This is a genomic window from Paenibacillus curdlanolyticus YK9, from assembly GCF_000179615.1.
Classification (GTDB): Bacteria; Bacillota; Bacilli; order Paenibacillales; family Paenibacillaceae; genus Paenibacillus_T; species Paenibacillus_T curdlanolyticus.
Genome location: NZ_AEDD01000001.1, coordinates 333,122 through 356,377, shown reverse-complemented (window position 1 = coordinate 356,377; position 23,256 = coordinate 333,122). Strand labels below are relative to the sequence as shown.

Sequence of the window (23,256 nt, the reverse complement as noted above, 5' to 3'; positions counted from 1 at the left end):
CTAAACCGTAAATAGTAGGGACATGCCCCCTATTACAAGGTATGCGCCGATTGCTTAAAAATGCGCCCGCGCTGCTCATAGGATTTAAACATATCCCAGCTCGCGCATGCAGGCGATAATAATACGACGTCGCCTGATTCGGCCAGCGCGGATGCGCGCCGTACCGCCTCCTGCAGCGTCGCTTCGGCGTCACCTTCAGGTTCGACCGTTTCGACAGCGGTTAAACCTGCCAGCTTCGCGACATGCGCAAGCTTGCCGCGCGTCTCGCCAAGCGAAACAACCGCTTTAAGCTGCTCAAACCACGGCAAAAGCTCCATATAATCCGACCCGCGGTCTAGGCCGCCGGCGATCAAGACGATCCGATCCAGCGGGAACGACTTCAACCCAACGATTGTAGCGGCAGGGTTCGTTGCCTTGGAATTGTTGTAATACGTGACGCCGTTGCGCTCGCAAACATATTCGAGCCGATGCTCAACGCCGCGGAACTCGCGAAGCGGCGCTTGCAGGCTTTCGATTGAAGCGCCGGAAGCGATGGCAGCTGCAATAGCAGCCATCGCATTCGCCGCATTATGCTTGCCGGGAATGCCCAGCTCATCGACCGGAATGACAACCGTCTCGGCTCCCTGCGCATCCCGGTATACGACATTGCGCATTGGCGCAGCCAACGCTCCGTCACCTGCTGATGCGCCTGCCGCCGAATGCTCAGGCTGATCAGGTTCAACCTCATAAGGGGGTTCAATGTAAAGCCCTTTATCCAGACGCTGGGTTAACGAGAACGGCAGCAGCTGGCTTTCTAATTGCTCGGCAATCGTACGGCAGATGGCATCGTCCCAGTTAAGCACCGCGATATCATCCGCAGTCTGATTGGCGAACAGCTTTGCTTTGGAGGCTACATAATCTTCCATGCCGCCATGATAATCAAGATGCGTCTCGACGACATTCAGAAGCAGCGCAACATGCGGCCGGAAGGACGTCGTCCCTTTTAGCTGAAAGCTGCTGAGCTCTGCTACGAGCGTATGACTGGCATCCGCCTCTTGCGCCGCTTCACATAGCGGGGTCCCTATATTCCCTGCTACGATCGGCCTCAATCCGGCTGCCTGCAGCAGCTCTCCGATCCAAGTCGTCGTCGTCGTTTTGCCGTTTGACCCTGTAATCCCAATGATCGGAGCTGGCGAAAGCAAATATGCAACTTCCACTTCGGTAACAACCTCAACCCCGTGCGCTTCCGCTTGTTTTACCGGACTTGCCGTATAAGGGATGCCTGGGTTTTTGACCAGCAGGGCCGTATCGGCAGTAACAAGATCCTCGGGATGATAGCCGCAAATGACGGTTACGCCTAATGCTTCAAGCTCGCCCGCTTCCGGGCTTTGCTCCCGTTCCTTTCTATCATTCACAATCACATTCGCGCCAAGCGCATGAAATACTTTCGCTACGCTGACGCCGCTTCTTGCAAGTCCGAGCACGACTACGCGCCGGTTCCGGTATGATGCCGGATGCTCCATAGCTGAAGACCTCTCTCTCTGCTAACTCTAGAATCATCTGAAAACGGCTTCGCCGTCCTCTCGGCAAGCGAAAGGACGGCGCCGTTATTTGATATCCATTCGTAATCGCTGATTCCAAACCGTTAGAACACGTTGCCTAGAACAAGTCCTACGGCAGCAAGCAGGAATCCGACGATCCAGAAGGTCGTAACGACCCGCCATTCGGACCAGCCGGACAGCTCAAAGTGATGGTGTATCGGGCTCATTTTGAATACCCGCTTCCCTCTGAGCTTAAACGACCCGACTTGAATAATGACTGACAGCATCTCGAGGACGAAGACGCCCCCGACGATAATCAGGATCAGCTCCATCTTCGTTAGCATCGCTACCGCGGCCAAGCCGCCGCCAATGCCTAACGAGCCCGCATCTCCCATGAATACCTTGGCCGGATGAACGTTAAACACGAGGAATCCGAGCACAGCGCCGATCATCGCAGCCGAGAACACAGCGGACTCGTATTCGTTAACGCTCAGCGCCAGAATCGTGAATGCCCCGAAGGCGATAGCGCTTGTTCCAGCCAGAAGCCCGTCAAGGCCATCTGTAAAGTTCACCGAGTTGCTCGTTGCAAACATAATGATGACGACGAACACATAGTAGAACCAGCCGAGATCGAAGGCATAGTCCGTACCAGGAACGCCGATCTCCGTACTATGGCCCATCCGGTTAAACAGAATGCAGACAATGATGCTAAACAACAGCTGTCCTGCAAGCTTCTGCTTGGCGGTTAAGCCGAGCGAGCGTTTGAACACAATTTTAATATAATCATCTAAGAAGCCTACTAGTCCAAATCCAAGCGATGCCACCAGCAAAACCCAAAAATCGGCTGTCTTGTCTGCAAACTTCAAGAAAGCAAGCAGGAGCGCCAGCATGATAATAATGCCGCCCATCGTAGGCGTTCCTTGCTTCTTCAAATGGCTCTGCGGGCCGTCCGTCCGAATCTGCTGCCCGAATTTCAGGCGACGCAGGAGCGGAATGAACAAAGGTCCGAACAGTACCGCTAGTAGAAACGATGCTCCGATTGTCAGCAAAATGACCTTAATGTCCATATTCTCACCCCCTCGTCAATTCTCTAAAGCTTGGACGACCTGCTCCATACGCATGCCGCGCGAGCCTTTCACAAGCACGAGATCGTCGGCATGCAGCTGTTCGCGCAGCCATGCTGTTAATTGTTCTTTATCCTCAAAATGACGCACATCGTCCGCACGGCCAGCAGCTTCGAATGCCACCGCCGCTCCATCTGCAATATATTGCGCAAGCGGTCCCCATGTGAGGACGGCATCCGCCTTTTCCGGCGTTACATATGCCCCGATGCCGCGATGCAGATCTGCCTCCTCCGGTCCCAGCTCAAGCATATCCGCCAAAACGACCCACTTCCGCCTGTAGCCTGTCAGCTCTGCCACCAGATCGACTGCTGCTCGTACGGCAGTCGGATTCGCATTGTATGCGTCATTCAGGATCTTCGCGCCGTTAAACGCGTCAACCGGTTGTATACGCATGCCCGTCATTGTGACGGTTGCCAAGCCATCGCGAATTTGAGCGGCTGGCACGCCAAAGCGATAGGCTACAGCTATCGCAGCTAAAGCATTCATCACATTATGGGCGCCCGGAACCGGCAGCGTTATGCCGCGAAGCTGCTCTGCCTCTTCTGCGCTCAACAACGGCGACACGACATCAAACGCAGAGGCGTCCGAGCCAATCTGAACATTGGAAGCTGACCATTGACAGTCCGCTGCAGCGCCGAATGGCACGAGCTCCGTTCCTTCCGGCAGCTCGATCTGCGCCAGCCGTTCCCGCAGGAGCGGCTCGTCGCCATTGAACACTAACGCGCCTCCTGGGAGCAAACCCGCTACAATCTCCAACTTCGCTTCCGCGATACCCGCACGCGAGCCCAACTGCAGCATATGGGCGTCGCCTACATTTGTAATGATCGCAGCATCTGGCGAAGCAATCGTCGACAGCAGCTCAATCTCGCCAAAGTCGCTCATGCCCATCTCAAGCACTGCGGTTTCAATCGTTTCGTCCAGTTGAAGAATCGTCAGCGGCACGCCGATATGATTGTTCAAATTACCAGCTGTTTTGTGGACGCGATAAATCGTTCCAAGCACAGCGGCTGTCAGATCCTTGGTTGTCGTTTTGCCATTACTGCCCGTAATCCCGACAATACGAACATTTAATTCTTCGCGGTAGGCAGATGCGAGCCGCTGCAGCGCTGATAGCGTGTCCGGCACAAGCACTAGCGGCGCTTCGGCCAGTTCGTCTGGAACAGGACAGCCCTCTTCCCACAGCGATCCGGCTGCGCCTGCCGCTAAGGATTGCGCAGCAAATTCATGCCCGTCGAAATTTTCTCCGATGAGCGGCACATATAACTGACCAGGCTCCACGGCCCGGGAATCCTTCGTAATGCCACTAATTGCAATCTGTGAGTCTCGTTGCTCATTTGCCAGCGTTCCGCCGCACATTCGAGCGATTTGCTCTAAATTTCGTCTTATCACGATTTCGTTCCCCTTATCGCTTCTTCCGCCACGAGCCGATCATCGAAGTCGAATGTTTTCGGTCCAATGATTTGATACGTTTCGTGGCCTTTCCCCGCAATCAATACTACATCGCCCGGGCTTGCCATTTCAACCGCTTTTTCAATCGCATGCCTTCTATCTTCAATCAACAAATAACGATTGGATGGAATGCCGTCCGCCTTCAGCCCTTCTTCTACATCTAACAAGATCGCGTGCGGATTTTCCGACCGAGGGTTATCGCTCGTGATGACACAAATATCCGCGTACTTCGCTGCAATGCGCCCCATTATCGGACGTTTCGTTCGATCGCGATCGCCGCCGCAGCCGAAGACGCAAATAATGCGACCTTCTACGAATTCCTTAACGGTGCGTAGCACGTTCTCCAGCCCGTCCGGCGTATGCGCATAGTCGACGATGACAGCGTAAGGCTGGCCAGCATCTACCGATTCCACGCGGCCCGGTACGCCCGGCAGCGCTTCAAGGCTTTGTTTGATTGCTTCGATACTAATGCCTTCAAGCAAGGCAACCGACGTGGCAGCGAGGGCATTATACACATTGAACTTGCCTACCATTCGGATCGAAATGTCAGCGCCGCCGCGGAACGTCTCCAAGCGGAAGGTCGTGCCCCTCGACGTAATCCGAATATCGCTCGCGCGAACATCCGCTTCACGATCTATACCATATGTAAGAATCTCCACTGCCGCTGCATTCGCGAACAAATCTGAAGCAGAATCGTCTGCGTTCAGCACCGCATAGCTGCGTTCCGCTTCCGCTTCGCTGTACGTGTTGCCAAGCCGCGAGAACAGCAGCGATTTGGCAGCCGCATATTTCTCCATCGTCCCGTGGTAATCGAGATGATCCTGCGTCAGATTTGTAAACACGCCAATGCGGAACCGGCAGCCCCACGTTCTACCTTGATCAAGCGCATGGGAAGACACTTCCATCGCACAGCTATCTACGCCGGCTTCCGCCATAGCCGCTAGATACTGCTGGAGCTCCAATGCACCCGGCGTTGTGCCCGACATCGGAAGCGTATTGCCCGCATAACGAGTTTCGATCGTGCCGATTACGCCAGCAGATTGCCCCGCATCCGATAAAATCCGTTCGATCAAATACGTCGTTGTCGTCTTGCCGTTCGTCCCCGTAACGCCGATGAGACGAAGCTTTTGGCTCGGATGATCGTAATAACGATCCGATATGATCGCCATCGCCAAGCGCGAATCCTTCACAATCAATTGTGGAATCGCAACATCCAGCTTGCGTTCCACAACAAGCGCTGCAGCGCCATTAGAGGCCGCTGCAGCTGCAAAATCATGCCCATCCACCTTATAGCCAGGCAAACAGAAAAATAATGTACCGGGCTGAACGGAGCGAGAATCGTTGTTTAGTCCGGTTATTTGTACATTGCCGTCGCCCTCAAGCTTCGCGGCAAGAATCCAATTTGCGATTTCATTTAATGTCATGATGAGCATCCCTCCGTCTCGTTATTACACTATTATGCGCGATTCGAACCGAAATTCAAATCTATTGTCCGTCCTCGTGCTGATGCGTCTGCTCCTTCTGCCCGCTCTCGCTCAAATTCGCTTCGCTGCCGAGGTAGATTCGAATCGTCGATCCTTTCTCCACGCGAGCGCCAGCTGCAGGCGCCTGACGAATGATCGTCGTGCCTGTGCCTGCCGTGCTCAAGTTGAAGTTCATATTCATATCTTCATAAAGGTCCGAAACCGTCTTGCCGATTAAATTCGGCACCGTCACGATCTTATTCTCGCCAAGCTTATATTCCTTATCGATTTGCTGCGCGCGCGGAGGTACGCCGAGATAATGAAGCGAATCTTCAAGGATATTGCGAACGATCGGCGCCGCTACAACACCGCCGAACTGGATGCCCTGCGGATTGTCAACTGCAAGATAGACGACGATCTGCGGATCATCTGCAGGAGCGAAGCCTACGAACGAGACGATATGCTCATTCGCCGAATAACGACCGTTAATAACCTTTTGCGCTGTACCTGTCTTGCCGCCTACCCGATACCCGTCAATGAAAGCATTCCCGCCTGTCCCTTGCGCCACAACGCTCTCCAGCGCCTCACGAACCTGTTTTGATGTCGATTCGCTAATAACGGTGCGAACGGCTTCCGGTTCGATCGATTCGACTGTCTCGCCCGTATCGGGATTAATCCAGCCTTTGGCGATGTGAGGCTTGTATAACGTTCCCCCATTAATCGCAGCCGCAACAGCTGTAATCTGCTGAATCGGGGTAACCGATACGCCTTGGCCGAATGCTGTCGTTGCCAGCTCGACCGGACCCACGCGGCTCAGCTTAAACAGGATGCCGTTCTCTTCCCCGCTTATATCGATCCCTGTTTTTTTGCCGAAGCCGAAGTTGCGAATATAATCAAAGAGCGATTCTTTCCCTAAACGTTGGCCGAGCGCGACGAAGCCCGGGTTGCATGAATTTTGCACGACCTCCAAAAACGACTGACTGCCATGCCCGCCCTTCTTCCAGCAGCGCAGCCGAGCGCCGCCTACCTCTACTGCACCGGGATCGAAGAACCGCTCGTTTTTAAGATCAACCTTCTTCTCTTCGATCGCCGCTGCAAGCGTGATGATTTTGAAAGTAGAGCCTGGCTCGTAGGTCATCCATACCGGCAGATTGCGATTGTATACCTCGGTAGGCACGTTGCGGTACTGGTCCGGCTGGTAGGTAGGCCGGCTGGACATGCCGAGCACTTCCCCATTCTTCGGGTTCATCGCAATCGCGATAATATGATCCGGATGCAGCTTCGCCATCGCTTGATCCAATTCCCGCTCCATGATCGTCTGAATTTGCTTATCAATGGTCAATTGAAGGCTTAACCCGTCCTTAGGCGCTTGATACGTATCGCCTGAGCCTGGCATCAGGTTTCCTGCAGCATCCGATAGGTAAGCAATGTTGCCGGGAATCCCCTTCAGGTTCTCATCGTATCTCGCTTCAATTCCCGTTAGCCCCTGATTGTCAATGCCCGTGAACCCCAGAACGTGAGCGGCGAGACTGCCATACGGATAATACCGCTTATTGTCTTCGCCAATGACGATGCCGGGCAAAGCCAACGCACGAATTTGCTGCGCTTTATCCAACGTTACTTTACGTCCACCAGGTTGCAGCTTAACGTTTGTTTCTTTCTTCTTGAGCATCGGCAGCAGCCTCTCCGGCGTCATGCCGAGCAGAGGGGCAAGCGCTTTGGCTGTACCTTCCTTGTCCTTAATTTGCACAGGAATCGCCCAGATGGTCGGCGAGCTTATATTATAAGCAAGTCGTGTCCCGTTACGATCCAAAATCTCGCCCCGCTTGGGCGTAAACGGCACTTCCCGACGCCATGAGTTTTCCGCTTTTGCCGATAGATCCTCGCCCTTCACGAGCTGCACGTAGGCTAGTCGGCCAATCAAGCCGCCGAATGCGATAATCCCGCATAGCAATGCGATGAACATGCGCCGACGCACCGTTACATTCGATACTTTCACTATCGTTCCCCTCCTCCCGCCGCTTACGAAAATCGTATTCGGGACAAGGGAGCAATAGAACAAGCCCGCGTCCGATTAAGGACTGCCGGGCTTGCTGGATTTATCGTCTTCAGCTGTAGACGTCTGGCCATCATCATTCGAGCCATTGGTTGGAATATCCTTCACATCCGGTGACAGCACAAGCTTCAGTACACGCTCGCCATTCTGCTTCGTTATTGTCTGCGAAACGACGTAGCCTTGGCCTTCCGTGACGGTACGAATGTCTAGCAGCGTGCTGACTTCCATCGCGTCTCGCAGCGATGAGCCGACCAAGTTCGGCACTGTCAGCTGCTCACGCTTCTCCGTAATCAGATAAACGCGCTGGGACAACGAAATGACGGTGCCTGGACTCGGGATTTGCTGGAGGACGGTCGCTCCTTTGCCAGCAACCTCGTATTGCAGTCCGCTTTTGTCCAATTTGGACTTCGCATTGGCAAGATTCATCCCGCTGTAATCCGGCATAGACATCGTAGGCGACTTGCCAGCCTCGACCGCTTCTTGCGAAACGCCGTCAGGAAACTGCGGCTTCACGCCCATGTAGCGCAGGCTTTGCTGCACGATATCTTTGAATACCGGCGCTGCCGCCTTACCGCCGCCTGCGTTCTTATCATTCGGTTCATCGATGACGACATAGACGAGAATTTTCGGATCCTCCACTGGCGCGTAGCCGATGAAAGACATGACATACTTCTCGCTGGAATAGCCCCCTTTGCCGCCTTTTAACGTATTATCCCATTTTTGCGCGGTACCCGTCTTGCCTGCGACCCGATATCCATCGATATAAGCGTTTTTACCAGTACCGATATCTTGGTCGGAAACGACCTGCTCCAGATACTCGCCAACCTTGCGCGAAGTTTCCGGCGAAATCACTTGGCGAACGACTTCAGGCTTACGCACCTCGACCGCTCCCGTTACCGGATCTTCAATCTGCTTAATGATTTGAGGCTTTAACAGCTTGCCGCCATTAGCAACCGCCGCAACCGCTGCAACCTGCTGGATCGGCGTTACGGAAACTCCCTGTCCGAAGGTGGCGTTTGCGATTTCCCGCGGATATTGGAATCGGATCGATCCAACGAGCTCCCCGGGCAGATCCACGCCTGTCTTCGCGCCAAATCCGAAGTTCGTAATATAGCTGCGAAGCTTCTCTTCGCCTAGCCCCTCATAGCCAAGATGAACGAAAGCAACGTTACTGGAGCGTTTCAGCCCTTCCAAATACGTAATGGGGCCCCAACCGCCGCGTTTGATGTCGTAAACAACACCGCCGCCGCGTCCAATGTCGATATGACCGGACATGTAGGTAGCATTCGGGTTGAATATCCCTTCCTGCACTGCGCCAGCCAATGTAACGATTTTGAATGTCGACCCTGGCTCATATAACGAACGGGCCGCATGGTTAAAGAACCCGCTTGGATCCTGCGTCCAGTATACGTTCGGGTTCGCCGTCGGCAAATTCCCCAAACCCAAAATCTCCATCGTATTTGGATCGACAGCAATCGCTGTGATGCTTTTCGGTTGATAGAGCGCAGCCGCTTTCTTGATCGCTTGCTCTACATAATTCTGAATCTCGGAATCTATCGTGAGCGTAATGTTCTTGCCGTCGCGAGAAGGCTTGAAATCAAGCTTTCCGCTATCGATCTGGATGCGGTTTCCATCCTTCTGATACTTTCGATATCCATCCTCGCCTCTCAACGTTTTGTCCAGGAAGGACTCCATCCCATATTTCGCATTGCCTTCTTTATCGACGTAACCGATAAGCTGCGCGGCCATCATATTTTTTGGATAATAACGTTTCGTCTCATCAAGCAAATAAATGCCCACGTCAACGCTTTTCGTCGCTTTTTTCAGCTCTTCCTTGTAGGCTTCGATTTTATCGCCCAACGTTTTGTCTATCTTCCAGCCTTTCGAACGAACCTCGCGCTGTGGGTATAGCTCGTTTTTATCATTTTTGGCCGTCGCTATCTTCTTCATATCCGATTCTGTCATGCCGAGCAGCTGCGCTAGCTTCGAAGATACCTTGTCTGTAATGCCTAGCTTGTCTAGCTGCTTCGGGCTAACTGCCACCGTATACGCTTTCCCGTCCATCGCCAGCACGTTGCCGTTACGATCCAGCAGCTCGCCTCGCTTCGCGACCATTTTCTCGGAAGCCGACCAATAAGCCTCAGCATTGCCCAGCCAGAAGTCCGCCTTAACCACCTGCACCCAGTAGAGCCGCCCGATCAGGATAACAAAAAGGAGGGTAACAAACCCTCCGATCATGAAGATCACGCGCAATTGTATTCTTTTTCTCATGGTATCACCTAGTTTCTCGCGTCCGGCGATGACTCCGCGTTTTTCTTGCGAACAGTTATTTCTTTCCCCGCATCATCTACCGGAAAAGAATAGCCATTCTTCGCAGCTTGCTTTGCCAAGTAATCCGGACTTTTCAACGTTTCTACCTGCTGCTGCAGCTCTTGAATGTCCGTCGTCAGCTTCATTTGCGCGTCCGTCATCTTTTTCGTCTCGTATTTGATTTTGTACACATCAGCATAACGCGAGACGATGAAAAACAAGACGAAGACAACACCGATAATCGTTAACAAATACCGCAATTTTTCCCCCATTGGCAGTGTACGTTTCGTGACAACCGTACGTGTCGTTTCCCGGACGACCTGCTTCTGTTGTTCATGCTTACGTTTGGGCTGCAAAGCCAGATTCCCATTCGTGTAAGGCATGATGATCCCCCCTTTAAAATCCCGTTCAACTGGATCGACGACTTGCTCTATATGTTTATAACATTGTGTCCAAAGTTCAATTACAGCTTCTCCGCTACACGCAGCTTCGCTGATCGCGCGCGAGGATTCGCCTCAAGCTCTTCTTCGCTTGGAACGATTGGCTTCCGGTTTACAAGCTTCAACGCGCCTTGCCCCCCGCATACGCATAACGGAAAATCGGGCGGACAGCTGCACTTCTCCAAATACTTGGCAAACGTTTGCTTGCAAATGCGATCCTCTAGCGAGTGGAACGTAATGACGGAAGCCCGTCCGCCAGGCTTCAGGCAGCGAATCGCTTGCTCCAGCGCATCCTCTTCCGCATCCAGCTCATCATTCACGGCAATTCGTAACGCCTGGAACGTACGCTTGGCCGGATGCCCGCCCGTTCGGCGCGCAGCGGCAGGAATGCCTGCTTTGATCAACTCCACGAGCTCGCCTGTCGTTTCAATCGGCGCATTCGCTCTTGCCGCACCTATTTCCCGTGCAATTTTCCGTGCAAACTTCTCTTCGCCGTACTCCATCAGGATGCGCGCGATGTCGCGCTCGTCCCAAGTATTGACGATATCGCCAGCTGTGAGCGCAATGTCCCTGTCCATGCGCATGTCGAGCGGGGCATCGTGATTATAACTAAATCCGCGCTCCGCTTCGTCCAGCTGCGGACTGGATACGCCCAGATCGAACAATATGCCATCGACCTGTGGAATGCCGTCCTTCTGCGGGACGCCCTCGCATTCGAGCAGACGCTGCTCCAGATAGCGGAAATTGCTTTTGATCAAGGTGACTTTGTCCATGCTGGATGCGAGTCTGATACGCGCATTGTCGTGCGCCCAATCATCCTGGTCAAATGCGATCAACCGACCGCCGCCACCTAGTCGGGATACGATCCCTGAGCTGTGGCCTGCACCGCCAAGCGTGCAATCGACGTATATTCCATCCGGCTTAACGGCTAAGCCGTCGATCGCCTCTTCCATGAGCACTGTTACATGTTGAAACACGCGGTAGACCTCCCATTCCTGCTGCTAAATCTAGCTGCTCATCTAAAAATTGATATCAAAATCGACGAGCTTCTCGGCGATTTCGTTAAATGCTTCCTCTGACTGCTCGTAGTAGCCAGCCCACGTTTCCTTGCTCCAAATTTCAACGCGGCTCGAAACGCCTAGCACGACACATTCCTTGTCCAGCTTCGCGTACTCGCAAAGATGCTTCGGCAAATTTACCCTTCCCTGTTTATCCAGCTCGCATTCGGTAGCTCCTGAGAAGAAAAACCGAGTAATCGCACGAGCATCCGATTTCATAAGCGGCAGCGCTTTAAGCTTCTGCTCAAGCACACTCCACTCGTTTCTAGGATAAACGAATAAACAATTATCAAGCCCACGCGTAACGATGAAAGTGTCGCCAAGCGATTCACGGAACTTCGATGGAATAATGAGACGGCCTTTGTCGTCAATGCTGTGCTGATGCTCGCCCATGAACACGACCGCTCCACCTCTTCCCCTAAGTCCTCCACATCGCCCCACTTTTCACCACTAAGTCACACTTATTCGCCACCTGAAATAAAATTCCTTCTCGCTAACACGGAATAAGTTATAAATTTTATGGGATGAAACATTAATTACGTAGATAGTCACAACAAAAAATCGGATCGTCTATTGACGATCCGACTTAAGTCCTGCTTCTATGGTCTTGAATTTACTCGTGCGCGTTCCAGCTGTCCAAATAAGATTGCTGCTCAGCCGTCAACGCATCGATGCCAATGCCCAACGATTCCAGCTTCAAGCGAGCGACTTGCTCATCCAGATGGTAAGGCACGTTCGCTACCTTGCCGCCCAGCGACTCATATTGCTCGTTCACGAAACGAAGCGCCAACGCTTGCAGCGCGAACGTCATATCCATAATTTCAGCCGGATGGCCGTCGCCAGCCGCCAGGTTAACCAAACGTCCCTCTGCCAACAAATAAATGCTGCGGCCGTCCTTCAGCTTGTATTCCTCGATGTTTTTACGCACCGTACGAACATTCGTGGAGAGCGCTTCAAGCTCCGGCTTGTTGACTTCCACGTCGAAGTGGCCTGCGTTGGACAATATCGCGCCATTTTTCATCACTTCATAATGCTCACCACGGATCACGTCACGGTTGCCTGTTACGGTAACGAAGATATCGCCAACCTTAGCTGCATCAATCATCGGCATTACCGCAAAACCATCCATGTAAGCTTCAACCGCTTTGATTGCATCGATTTCGGTTACAACAACGTTAGCGCCGAGCCCTTTGGCACGCATCGCAACGCCTTTGCCGCACCAGCCATAGCCGACGACAACAACGGTTTTACCCGATACGACCAGATTCGTTGTGCGATTAATGCCATCAAATACCGATTGGCCTGTGCCGTAACGGTTATCAAACAGATGCTTACAGAACGCATCGTTTACGGCAACCATCGGGAATTGCAGCGCGCCTTCTTTCTCCAGCGCTTTCAAACGAATAATGCCCGTCGTCGTCTCTTCCGCACCGCCTCGGATGTTCGGGATCAGATCTTGGCGCTCGGAGTGGAGAATCGTGACGAGATCGCCGCCGTCATCGATGATCAGATCCGGCTTCGTATCGAGTGCTTTGAGCATAAGCGCCTTGTACTCGGCAGGCTCTGGGTTGTACTTCGCGAATACGGTTACGCCGTCTTCCACCAACGCTGCACACACATCATCCTGTGTGGACAAAGGGTTGCTGCCCGTGATGGTCACATCTGCGCCGCCGGCTTTGACAACCTTCGCCAGATAAGCTGTTTTTGCCTCCAGGTGGAGCGCAATCGTTACTTTCAAGCCTTTGAACGGCTGGTCTTTCTCGAACTGCTCGCGGATCCGGTTCAATACCGGCATATGGGCGCTAACCCAGTCGATTTTCAAATGTCCCTCTGGCGCAAGCGCCATGTCTGCTACAATACTCGTTTGTTTAGCATCAATACTCAATGATTCCACTGCCCTTCATCTTTTATAGGATTAAAGAAATAACGATAACGTTATAAATACACGATGCGATGACCGCCATTCGGGTCGTACGGCAGCTCCAACAGCTTCTCCAGCCAACTGGAGCCGTGTCGGTTCCAATAAGCCGTCATGTTCAATATGCGCTCCTGCGGCTTCCCGGCTGGCCACAATGCAGCCTCCATACGATCCCAGTGGCGCAGGGACGCTTCATTGCTCTTACGGAACGCGTCCGACGTTCGCGCCTCCAAGAACGCGATTTGTTCAAGGATTTTGTTCATATTCGTCGTGCCAAGCGCTTTAAGTCCTGCTTGAACCTCTGCTGCGAGCTCAACGACAGGCTCATACAACGCCGTAAATTCCCGCTTCACCTCAGCAAACCGATTCGCGATATCGAACCGATCCTGCTCCGCCAGCCACGCCTGCTTGCGTTCTTCGAATCGAACAGCGATGTCTTCGAATGTGAGCCCGTATTTGTCCATGTGCTTGGCTGCCGTGCCTTCGACCAGCGTAAATGACATGCGAGGCACAAGAATCGGCATTTCCATCCCGCATCGGCGGAACGCTTCGCCTGTCTGCGCCCAATAGGCAATTTCGCCGGGACCGAGCACAGCACCTAAGACAGGCAGCACGTAATCCTGCATAATCGGCCTCGTCAGCACATTGTTGCTGAATCGCTCAGGATGCGTGTCCGTCCAAGCCAGCAGCTCATCGGAGCTCCAGAAGGCATCTCCCTTCTTATCCGTGTAACCGCCGTCCCGTTTGTAGAGCAGCACGCGGTCGCCCGCTTTGCCAAACGCTTGATCCTCTGGCCGGAACAGGAACAAATTCGCGCACCCTGAAGTCGCAGCCGCTTGCGTAGCGTAGCCTAGCGCTTGCACTTGAGCGCCCGCTTCCGCATAAGCCGCTTCGAGCGCATCGTTGTCGCCTAACATCCGGCGGAACATCGGCGCCTCTACCCGGCGAAGCGCCGCATCGTCGGCGTCCAGCAGGACAAGGCCCTCTTGGCCGAATAGCCATGCGATCATTCGCGCGAAGACGTCGCTTAGCGAAACGCCATCGCCGATCCATGCGCGAAGCTTCTCCAGCAACGGTTCTTTGAATTCCGTGCCTGTAAGTTGGGCTTCAAGGTCAGCTAGCGCCTTTTCCCAAGCTTCTAGATCCAGCGCCGTGCGGCTCACCGACGTTCTAGCCCCTTCCGGCCTAGCGATCGCGAGCTTCCGGACACCTTGCTCAGATGACACGTTAATATGATTGGCTTCATCCCAGTCATGATCCTCGCCCGCGATCCAAAATACAGGGACGACAGTCTTCCCGAGTATGGCCGACGCATGCTTAGCCGCACTTATGATCGTAACGGCCTTATGTATAACTAGTAGAGGTCCTGTCCATAAGCCGGCCTGTTGGCCGCCTACGACGACATACGCACCTTGTTCGATTGCATCTAGTTGAGATTCTGTTTCGGGAGACATGCCAATTCGAGCATTATAGCTCCGAAGCGCCTCTGCAATCCTTGCTGCTGGAGCGCGCATTCCTAACATGTGGTCCAGCTTCTCCGCTCGCGCGAACCACGCTTGCTCGTCAGACGGGTGGCCGCTGTGCAGCAACGACTCCAACCGGCTGTCCGTACGCTTCCCATAAGCTTCGCTCAGCGGCTGTGATGAAGGAAGCTCATAATAAACCGTAGATGTCATCTCTAATCAGCCCTCGATCCGCGTCAGAATGGGTGGTCATCCACACAGTACGCATTCGCGTTTATTTCCCTGCAATTGGCGCACCATAAATCTCATTGTACACAATCGAGCGGCGAAGCGTCAAAGCGATTGCCCATCCCGATGCCCAATTAAAAAGCCTTCCCGCAGGAAGGCTCGCTCATGAGCGGTCGATACGGCTAACCGCTATGCTGCAATTTCGATTACATCGGCGTGAGCAGCACCTTGCCGATCCCAATAAACATAAACAGCACATAAAGCACGCTCATAAACAAAAATCCGATTCGCCAGACCGCCCGAACGACCTTTTTCGTATCGACAACGCCGCGTTTCCTGAACTGCATATTGCCGATAAACCCGCCAAGCAGCAGCATCACTAACAAAATTAAATATATGCCGAATTGGATGTTAAAAATACGGTCGAATAGCACAGCAACGCAACCGATCAACAATGCAGTCGTAACGTCCATCGCCAATCCGAACGCTTTTTTGCGGTTGTTGCTGTACGCGCCGTACGCCCAATAAATAATTGCAAACGGAACGACCGGTATGACCGCAAGGAACGCATAAATGTGCCTAACGCTCTCCCATAACCACATGCCTGCCGCCCCCTCCTCTTACTTCATTAATGCTTTCACCAACGACACAGCCGCCGCATTCAATGGAGCAGCTTGTCCATAGCGGGCTGCCACTTCGCATACGCCGCCATTGATCCAATCCACTTCTGTCATCGAGCCGCGCCTCACATCCGCCAGCATAGAAGAAATGTTGCTCGCTGTCCGCTCGCAAACCTGAAGCAGCCGTTCCCAGCTCTCTTCGCTTCCCTCTTCTTGATAGCCAGCAGCATTTAACGCCGTGAAGGTCTCCTCGTGGAGCGCACGCATGAGCGCCCGCCGCGCAGCGTGTGCAGGAAGCATGCCATTCGATAGATCAAAAATAGCCGTTAACGGATTGATCACTGCATTGATGAGCAATTTTTGGTAAATCCGATTACTCATGTCATTCGACAGAATGGCTGTAATTCCTGCCTTCGCCAGCATGTCCATCAACATTTTTTGCCCTGATTCCCGTACCTTCTCCACTTCTTGCGTCGATTCGTCGCGAATCGAAGGATGGCTAGGCGCTATGCTTCCAACATGAAGCTGTCCTTCCCCCGTAAATTCGACGGTCCGAGGATGATGGCGAAGGGCTCCCTCCGTCGTAACGCCTGCCAGCACCACCCGTCCGGGCAACGCTCGCATCAAACGGTCCATATGCCCAATACCATTTTGCATGCCAATGACGAAATCACCGCTGCGAGTTATGGAAGCAACATGATCGACCAAAGCATCTGTAAGCTGCGGCTGTTTTACCGTTACGAATACAACGCTGCGGTCATGCGATAACGCATAATTGTCTTGCTGAGCCCCATCGGCTACCGCATAAGCCGCGACCGGAACGACTGCCAAACGATCTCGTGCAACGAATTCGATCCCCTCTTCATTCAGCAATTCTGCTTGCCTGCCCGTTCTTGTCCATATCGCGACATCGTACGCCGCCATCGCTAGTCTAGCGCCATATAAGAGCCCAATCGCTCCGCCGCCTACGATCGATACATGCATGGCTAATGCCCCCTTTCAGCCCCTCCAACTCCTTCTATCCTAACGCAAAAGCGCCCTCCGCATCTACTCATGCGAGGGGCGCTTCCTATGCAAAGCCAATCCATTATTCAATGCGTTCCAAATTCCCGTTCGCATCCATTTTGAACCGCTGCTTCTGTTCCTCTTCCTCACTCAGTACGGTTAACCGACGCGCGCGGTCCATAATTTGAATAAGGGTCTTGTAATCATCGTTAACGGTCCGATAGTCCGTCTGTACATTCGAGACTTCGCTTGAAAGCCGTTGATTCTCATCGCGAAGATCAGCAAGCTCTTCCTCTCGGTCAAGCAAATCTTTCTCCAATAGCTTCACTTGGCGTTGCAGCTCTTGATAGGCTCCGCGCCATTGCCGCAAAAACCGAATAATGCCCTCTATCGTTATACTCTCTTCGGAAAGCGTCTCGTGATGCTTTATCGCTTTCGAATCCTCGTCTACAATCGATAGAGACGAGACATGCGGTGACGCTACAAGCGATTGCTTCTTTAAATAATTGCGTTTCTGCCGCTGCTGCTTCGCAATCTGGATCGCATCTTCGTAACGCTTGCGTACACAGCTATTCCAACGGAACCCGCAAGCAGCCGAGGTTCTTCCGATCCGCTCTCCGACCTCCTCGAAGGCACCTAATTGTGTGCCCCCTTCACGAATATGCCGCAGCGTTACCTCAGCAAGGATGATGTCATCATCCGCACTCCACGCATCTTGTCTGACTGCTGTCATGCTACCCAAACCTCCTAACGTTAAAGGCGCTTAGTTATCTCTATGCCCTTGGTAGAATTCATAGAATCTATCGGATACTATTTCTTATATCCATTTTTTTCTGTGCTCATACATGATTGTTGCGGTTATTGCACAAACTTAAAGCAAACACGCCTAACGCTCATCCACAAAAAAGTTTGCGGATTGTCGTGGATACTGTTTACACTGCTTGTACGTGACGTTATAATTGGCAATAGAAAAAAAAGGTCGAATGAAAGAGAGGGGGATGGGGAATGGCACGCATGTTTCGAGTTCTCGGCTTTTGGACGTTAGTTATTGCGCTAATGTCGTTTGCAGGAGACATGACCGAAATGTCGCTCTTGTTCTTCATGCAAGCCGCCGCGTTCATCTTGCTCGGCTATCTGAACTTCTCGGAACGTACATACATATTGATGTTCTGGGGATACATGGTCGTTTCGTTTGTAGGCTTCAGTTACTGGACCGTATTCAAAATGGGACTCCCGTTCTAATACAACTTCAGACGAGTGACACCATAGAAAAACAGCCGGAATCTTCAGATTCCGGCTGTTTTTTGCTATACGCTAGTCTTGAAGGTCAATCGCCTTCCATCGAAACGAACCCTTCGTTACAATCATCACCTTGAAAGCCTCGCTCATATTATCCGATAGAAGCAGCTGTCGAATTGCCCGGTTCCGCTTGGCTGTCGCGCTGAACGGATCTCGGCCCGCATCCTCCGCCAAAAGTTCCAATATGCCGTGATCAATGAGAAACTGCTTCTGCGTCTCCATATAAGCAACCTCCCACCCTGCGCGACGCGCGGCGCGCTGCATCGCAGTGAAATTCACATGTGCCGTCAAATCCTGCTCGCTTGGCGCGAGAAAAGGATTATTATGCGCTACATGGTTCTTATAACAAAGCAGCGTCCCCTGCATCCGATGCTCGGCTCGATATTCATCCGCTTCATGCCCGTAATCCATAATGAGCAGCATGCCGCTCTGAATCACTCGACCCATCTGGGCAAGCCATGCTTCAGCGGCCAAATTGATTTCCGTTTCCTGCCCTTCCGCGAGCGGTATGCCGTCCGCTTCAAGCGACGCCGCAAGCGCCGGCGTGCTCAGCGGCATATAGGCATAGCCAAATCCTATCCCCGGCTCATTCTCCTGTACGCATACGCCCAGCTCCATAAGGGCTCCCTCATGCCTGACGACCCGATGAACGGGCATCGCATCGAGCAGCTCATTCGCAACGATCATTACGGATGCATCGTTCGCAACATTTTTCAAATAATCAAACGCTTCGGTTGAACTAAAATGAAACATCGATAAAGGCGCATGGCCGGTGTCCGTCACCGCTTGCACGATTCGCGAACGCGTAGCCGCAACGTGCTTGGGATGGTCGTCGACAGTCAGAAAATGAAGCTTCGAAAGCCATTCGGGCGATTCGCTCGCCCAGCATTGCAGCATACGCGCTGCCATCGCGCCCGCACCCGCTCCCCACTCGCCAATATGAAGACTGGCCGCTTCACGCTGCTGGCCGATGGCCTGATCGCGTAAGCCTCTCGCCCACAGCTCCCCCATAAGGCCGCCGATCGCAGCGCTTGTATAGAAATCACCGTCAACGCCTGTACGAATCTCGCCGCTGCGATAATACCCCCATTGCTCGTCATATAAGCAAATCTCCATATACCGTTGAAAGGAAATCGCCTTGCTCGGCGCAGCTGCTGCGCCTTCCCTCTGAATGACTTCTGCTATTTTGGCCGCGATCGCCGTTGGCGGCTCCAATCTATCGCTCATATTTGCACTTCCCCCTTGGGCCTTATGAGATATAATAGGAGAACTGGAAGCATACATTGAACTGAAGCTCGTCTCGTTCATGTGTGCAATGATGTCTGCAATAAGGGGGTTCTGACATGCCTGCTTTACTGCGTCGTGCCGCCGTGCTCGCTCTAGCCATTATTGTATTTTTTGGCCAAACGGTCGGAGCAGCCGCTGCACTAACGCCCGCTGAACAAGCCATCAAGGAATTGCTCGAAAAGAGCCTGTCCGTGGTAGAAATTGACAAAGAGATCGCTCGCGTGCAAACAAAGCAAACCCAGCTTGAGGCATCCTTATCGGATACCTCTGCACGAATAAGCCAACAAGAACAGTCCGCTGCCAAGCAGCGTGAGCAAGCTGGCAAAGTGCTTCGCTCTTATTACATGGGCGAGCGCGATTGGCTGCTGGCCGCATTATTTTCATTTCACTCGCTGCAGCAATGGTTTATGCTGCTGGACTATATGGATCTCATTTTATCCCGAGATCGCGAAGTGCTTGAACGGTATGCCGAGCAGACGTTGGCGCTGCGCAAACAATATGACCGACAAGCCGAAGAAAAGGACAAGCTGGCCGAGACAGAGGCCGTTCTTCGCAAGCAGCGGGAACGCGTGGAGAAATTGCAGCAGGAAATGGACATTACACTTGAAGGACGTTCGGATGCGGATAAGCTGCGGCTTATGATGGAAGAGATGAACCAGTATTGGAATAATGTCGGGCTTTCCGAAGTTCGGACCTACTTCAAAGCGTTATCGGATGCGATGCAGCATCTGCCTGACTGGGTGCAGGATCATAAAGAGATGCTAGAAATCGACGGCTTCGAATACACGCTTCGCATACCCGAGCAAGCGCTCAATGATTTCTTGCGCGAACAGAATGAGCTATTCAACAAGTTCGCCTTCCAATTCAAGGACGGTCAGGTTATCGCAAGCGGCGAAAGAGACGGCATCTCCGTTGAGGTTGCTGGCAGCTATACGATCGAGACGGAGCCGAGCAGCATCCAATTCCACGTCCAATCGTTAACATTCAACGACCTTGCGCTCCCTGACACGACCCGTCAAGACCTGGAGAAGCAGTTTGACCTGAATTTCTATCCACAAAAAATCGTTTCCTTCCTGACCGCCAAAAGCGTCAGCATCGAGAACGGCGAACTGATCCTCATCCTAAAAGTAAAACTATAGCTCGGCTGCCGGAAGCTCCAGCCCATTCTCGTCGATTAGGACGAGATCGCGCTGGAGTTTTCTGTATGGTTCCGGTTAGCCTGCTCTCCATCGCTCAGATTACCTTCTGGCTCAAGCACGCGCCACTGCTGAACTAACCGTTCCAGCCAGTCTCCCGCGCCATCGCTGCCCTCCCACAGCTCCTGCCAGCGCTCAAGACGCCTCGGCCAAGCTGGGTCAGGCGTTTGGGAAGGCTTCAGGCTCAAATCATCCAGCCACAACTTGCTTCCCCTTCTGCTGCCTTCTAAATCTTGCTGCTGACCTTGGAACTGCGTATAGATCGGCTTGATCACCGGCAGAAGCCCGTACTGATCGAATGTGGCCTGCTGTTCCGGCTCGCTCGCCATATGATGCATCCAGCGCTTTAACGCCTCTTCCTTGCCTTCGCTATGCGCGAAAACAACAAAGCTGCGGCCGCCATACCACCCATGCGGGTAGCCTACTCCGATTAACGATTGAAGCTCTGGCGACAAGTGCTCGTAGTCCGACCAACGCATAACGGCCGACAATAGTTTGCCGTCAGCCAGCTTGTCCGCTAGTTTTGAATCATGCGAACGACTGATCGTGAACGCTGTCCCATCCCCTTTTGCGAGAAAATCCAATCGTTTCAGCATTCCCTCATCAAATGGCTTAAGCTGCTCCGCCTTCTGCCCGTCCGTCGCGAAGGAATCGAGCCATACGAGCATTTGCTCGCTCTGATCGTCCTCCCAATGAACGATCGGCACCTTCGGCGCAGACGTCCCTGCCGAGACCGCTAATTGAACGAATGAGCCCCAGTTGCCCGGAACCCCCTTACTGGTTAACGTATCAAGCAGCGGCAAGCTCCATACCGATACGAGCGGATCGGCGTCCTTCGGGATTCCCCACCAATAACCGTTCCAGTTCACGGCATCAGCCAGCCCGTCCAGCCACGCATCCGTCATGCTCGACATCATGGCATCCAACGGCTTCAAATAGCCCAGCACGGCAAACTCCCTCACCCATGCATTATCCATGAGCGCTGCATCGGGGCCGTTCCCTAGCTGGCCATCCTTCTTCCACTGGTCATAGGCATCGTTTTGTTCTATATTCGACAGCTCGACGGTGATCGATGGATTCTGCTCCATGAATCGCTCTGCTGACTTTTCCAAGTCCTGAAATTGATCCTTTGGCAAGGAAACGCTTACGGTAATCGTTTGAGGCTCGCTTGCTTTCTCGCCCGAAGGGGGCAGCACGGCCTGCTTGCCTCCAGCCTTCGAATCGGGGGTCGGCCCAACCGGAAGCCTTAGTAGCGATAGCAGCACGATGATGACAGCCACTACCGACACAATCAGCAGCAGCATCGAAGATTTGCGATACACGGCTACCTTCCTTTCCTAATTTGTCGTATATTTGTAATCCTGCTCTACCCATCATAGCAAACGGCAGCGTTCGTTGTCTCTAACAAAAAGAAGACGAACGCATCGCCTGCGTCCGCCTTCCCCGTTCCTTCCTATAACAAGTCCGCTGCCAGCTGCGCCAGCTTGGAGCGCTCGCCCTTCTCCAGCGTCATATGGCCGCTAATCCCCTCAGCCTTGAAGCGTTCCACGATATGCGTCAACCCGTTGCTGATGGAATCCAGATAAGGGTGGTCAATCTGCTCCGGATCGCCCATCAGCACGATTTTACTTCCTTCCCCAACCCGAGACACGATGGTTTTCACCTCATGCTTGGTCAGATTTTGCGCCTCGTCAATGATGATGAACTGCCCAGGAATCGAACGCCCGCGAATGTAGGTGAGCGCTTCGACCTGAATGCTGCCCAATCCCATCAAAATTTTATCGATATCGCCGCTCTTCTTCGTATCGAATAAATATTCCAGATTATCGTAGATCGGTTGCATCCAAGGCCGCAGCTTCTCCTCTTTCTCCCCCGGCAGATAGCCGATATCCTTGCCCATCGGCACGACTGGGCGAGCGATAAGCAGCTTCTTGTATTTATGATCATCCTCGACCTTCAGCAGCCCCGCAGCAAGCGCGAGGAGCGTCTTGCCCGTCCCTGCCTTACCCGTGAGGGTAACGAGCGGCACATCGTCATTTAGAAGCAGCTCAAGGGCCATGCGCTGCTGTGCATTGCGCGCCGTAATGCCCCATATCGCATCGTTGCTGAGGTATAAAGGCTCGAGCCGAACGCCGTCTTGGCTAACCTTCAGCAGCGCCGACTTCGAGGTTCCCATCTCGTCACGGAGGATGATAAACTCGTTAGGGTACAATCGGGACGAGAGCTGCAAGCTTTTAACGGATAAAAACCGGTACGTATAAAATTCATCAATGACAGACGGATGAACATGCAGTGTCGAATACCCTGCATACAGATCGGTAGCGGAAACTGTCCGGTCTGACAAATAATCTTGGGCCTCCAAACCGAGCACATCCGCTTTAATGCGAACCAACACGTCTTTGCTGACCAGTACGGTGTGGGCGTTCGTGCCCTTCTCTAGCTCCTCCAAATGGTAATTCAACGCGACCGCGAGTATCCGGTTATCGTTGGACATTTCACCGAACATCTCTTGGACGCGGACGAAGCTGCGATGGTTTAACTCCACCTTAAGCAGACCACCGTTCTTCAATACGATTCCTTCATGCAGATGACCTTCCTCACGCATCCCGTCAAGCAGACGAGAGACGGAGCGCGCATTACGGCCAAGCTCATCGGCGAGCCGCTTCTTAGAGTCGATCTCCTCGAGTACCACCGCCGGTATTATGACCTCATTGTCGTCGAAGGCGAAGATCGCTTGCGGATCATGCAGCAGCACGTTCGTATCGAGCACGAAAATTTTTTTCATCGCGGACCCTCCTGGCGCCGGAAATAGAACTGGTA

Annotated in this window: 19 protein-coding genes; 2 read left to right on the top strand and 17 right to left on the bottom strand. The window is 53.0% G+C overall.

Annotated elements, in window-relative coordinates:
* Positions 1-32 precede the first annotated feature (32 nt).
* From murD to PAECUDRAFT_RS01560, 14 genes are all read right to left on the bottom strand, one after another.
* The gene (gene murD / locus PAECUDRAFT_RS01625) at positions 33-1,502 is read right to left on the bottom strand and encodes a UDP-N-acetylmuramoyl-L-alanine--D-glutamate ligase (RefSeq protein ID WP_006036346.1); all 1,470 of its coding nucleotides are present in this window, start codon (positions 1,500-1,502) and stop codon (positions 33-35) included.
* Between the two features lie 122 nt (positions 1,503-1,624).
* Positions 1,625-2,587 carry a phospho-N-acetylmuramoyl-pentapeptide-transferase gene (gene mraY / locus PAECUDRAFT_RS01620; protein WP_006036345.1) on the bottom strand — a complete coding sequence of 321 codons (963 nt, stop codon included), beginning with the start codon at positions 2,585-2,587 and terminating at the stop codon, positions 1,625-1,627.
* A 15-nt stretch (positions 2,588-2,602) separates the two neighbouring features.
* Positions 2,603-4,033: a UDP-N-acetylmuramoyl-tripeptide--D-alanyl-D-alanine ligase gene (locus PAECUDRAFT_RS01615; RefSeq protein ID WP_040710859.1), complete on the bottom strand. Its 1,431-nt coding sequence runs from the start codon at positions 4,031-4,033 to the stop codon at positions 2,603-2,605.
* Positions 4,030-5,517 (bottom strand): UDP-N-acetylmuramoyl-L-alanyl-D-glutamate--2,6-diaminopimelate ligase, encoded by a 1,488-nt coding sequence (locus tag PAECUDRAFT_RS01610; RefSeq protein WP_006036343.1) that lies wholly within the window; start codon positions 5,515-5,517, stop codon positions 4,030-4,032. Before PAECUDRAFT_RS01610 ends, PAECUDRAFT_RS01615 begins: the two co-directional genes overlap by 4 nt.
* A gap of 61 nt (positions 5,518-5,578) precedes the next feature.
* Entirely contained in the window at positions 5,579-7,555 is a 1,977-nt protein-coding gene (locus tag PAECUDRAFT_RS01605) for a stage V sporulation protein D (protein WP_006036342.1), read from the bottom strand.
* 75 nt (positions 7,556-7,630) lie between these two features.
* On the bottom strand, positions 7,631-9,883 hold the full coding sequence (locus tag PAECUDRAFT_RS01600) for a penicillin-binding transpeptidase domain-containing protein (RefSeq protein WP_006036341.1): 2,253 nt from the start codon (positions 9,881-9,883) through the stop codon (positions 7,631-7,633).
* A gap of 8 nt (positions 9,884-9,891) precedes the next feature.
* Entirely contained in the window at positions 9,892-10,305 is a 414-nt protein-coding gene (locus PAECUDRAFT_RS01595; protein ID WP_006036340.1) for a septum formation initiator family protein, read from the bottom strand.
* Positions 10,306-10,385: 80 nt separating this feature from the next.
* Positions 10,386-11,339, bottom strand: a complete 954-nt coding sequence (gene rsmH, locus PAECUDRAFT_RS01590) for a 16S rRNA (cytosine(1402)-N(4))-methyltransferase RsmH (RefSeq protein ID WP_006036339.1) — start codon at positions 11,337-11,339, stop codon at positions 10,386-10,388.
* Between the two features lie 42 nt (positions 11,340-11,381).
* Complete coding sequence (gene mraZ / locus PAECUDRAFT_RS01585) at positions 11,382-11,819, bottom strand: division/cell wall cluster transcriptional repressor MraZ (RefSeq protein ID WP_006036338.1); 438 nt, start codon at positions 11,817-11,819, stop codon at positions 11,382-11,384.
* A gap of 214 nt (positions 11,820-12,033) precedes the next feature.
* Complete coding sequence (locus tag PAECUDRAFT_RS01580; RefSeq protein WP_006036337.1) at positions 12,034-13,305, bottom strand: adenosylhomocysteinase; 1,272 nt, start codon at positions 13,303-13,305, stop codon at positions 12,034-12,036.
* A gap of 50 nt (positions 13,306-13,355) precedes the next feature.
* Positions 13,356-15,014: a bacillithiol biosynthesis cysteine-adding enzyme BshC gene (gene bshC, locus PAECUDRAFT_RS01575; protein WP_006036336.1), complete on the bottom strand. Its 1,659-nt coding sequence runs from the start codon at positions 15,012-15,014 to the stop codon at positions 13,356-13,358.
* 221 nt (positions 15,015-15,235) lie between these two features.
* A complete protein-coding gene (locus PAECUDRAFT_RS01570; protein ID WP_006036335.1) occupies positions 15,236-15,631 on the bottom strand; it encodes a DUF3397 domain-containing protein in 396 nt (131 codons plus the stop codon).
* A gap of 18 nt (positions 15,632-15,649) precedes the next feature.
* Positions 15,650-16,633 (bottom strand): ketopantoate reductase family protein, encoded by a 984-nt coding sequence (locus PAECUDRAFT_RS01565; RefSeq protein WP_006036334.1) that lies wholly within the window; start codon positions 16,631-16,633, stop codon positions 15,650-15,652.
* A 103-nt stretch (positions 16,634-16,736) separates the two neighbouring features.
* Positions 16,737-17,387 carry an RsfA family transcriptional regulator gene (locus PAECUDRAFT_RS01560; protein ID WP_006036333.1) on the bottom strand — a complete coding sequence of 217 codons (651 nt, stop codon included), beginning with the start codon at positions 17,385-17,387 and terminating at the stop codon, positions 16,737-16,739.
* Between the two features lie 272 nt (positions 17,388-17,659).
* Here PAECUDRAFT_RS01560 and PAECUDRAFT_RS01555 point away from each other — a divergent pair, with 272 nt between their 5' ends.
* On the top strand, positions 17,660-17,896 hold the full coding sequence (locus PAECUDRAFT_RS01555) for a DUF2626 domain-containing protein (RefSeq protein ID WP_006036332.1): 237 nt from the start codon (positions 17,660-17,662) through the stop codon (positions 17,894-17,896).
* Between the two features lie 72 nt (positions 17,897-17,968).
* Here the strand turns inward: PAECUDRAFT_RS01555 and PAECUDRAFT_RS01550 are convergent, their stop codons facing one another.
* Entirely contained in the window at positions 17,969-19,180 is a 1,212-nt protein-coding gene (locus PAECUDRAFT_RS01550) for a class I SAM-dependent methyltransferase (protein WP_006036331.1), read from the bottom strand.
* 116 nt (positions 19,181-19,296) lie between these two features.
* On the opposite strand from PAECUDRAFT_RS01550, the gene PAECUDRAFT_RS01545 reads away from it, so the two are divergent.
* Complete coding sequence (locus PAECUDRAFT_RS01545) at positions 19,297-20,379, top strand: hypothetical protein (RefSeq protein ID WP_006036330.1); 1,083 nt, start codon at positions 19,297-19,299, stop codon at positions 20,377-20,379.
* 35 nt (positions 20,380-20,414) lie between these two features.
* On the opposite strand, the gene PAECUDRAFT_RS01540 is transcribed toward PAECUDRAFT_RS01545, so the two are convergent.
* Positions 20,415-21,758, bottom strand: coding sequence for an ABC transporter substrate-binding protein (locus PAECUDRAFT_RS01540; protein ID WP_006036329.1), 1,344 nt, complete (start codon positions 21,756-21,758; stop codon positions 20,415-20,417).
* A gap of 131 nt (positions 21,759-21,889) precedes the next feature.
* Positions 21,890-23,221, bottom strand: a complete 1,332-nt coding sequence (locus PAECUDRAFT_RS01535; protein ID WP_006036328.1) for a PhoH family protein — start codon at positions 23,219-23,221, stop codon at positions 21,890-21,892.
* Positions 23,222-23,256 lie beyond the last annotated feature (35 nt).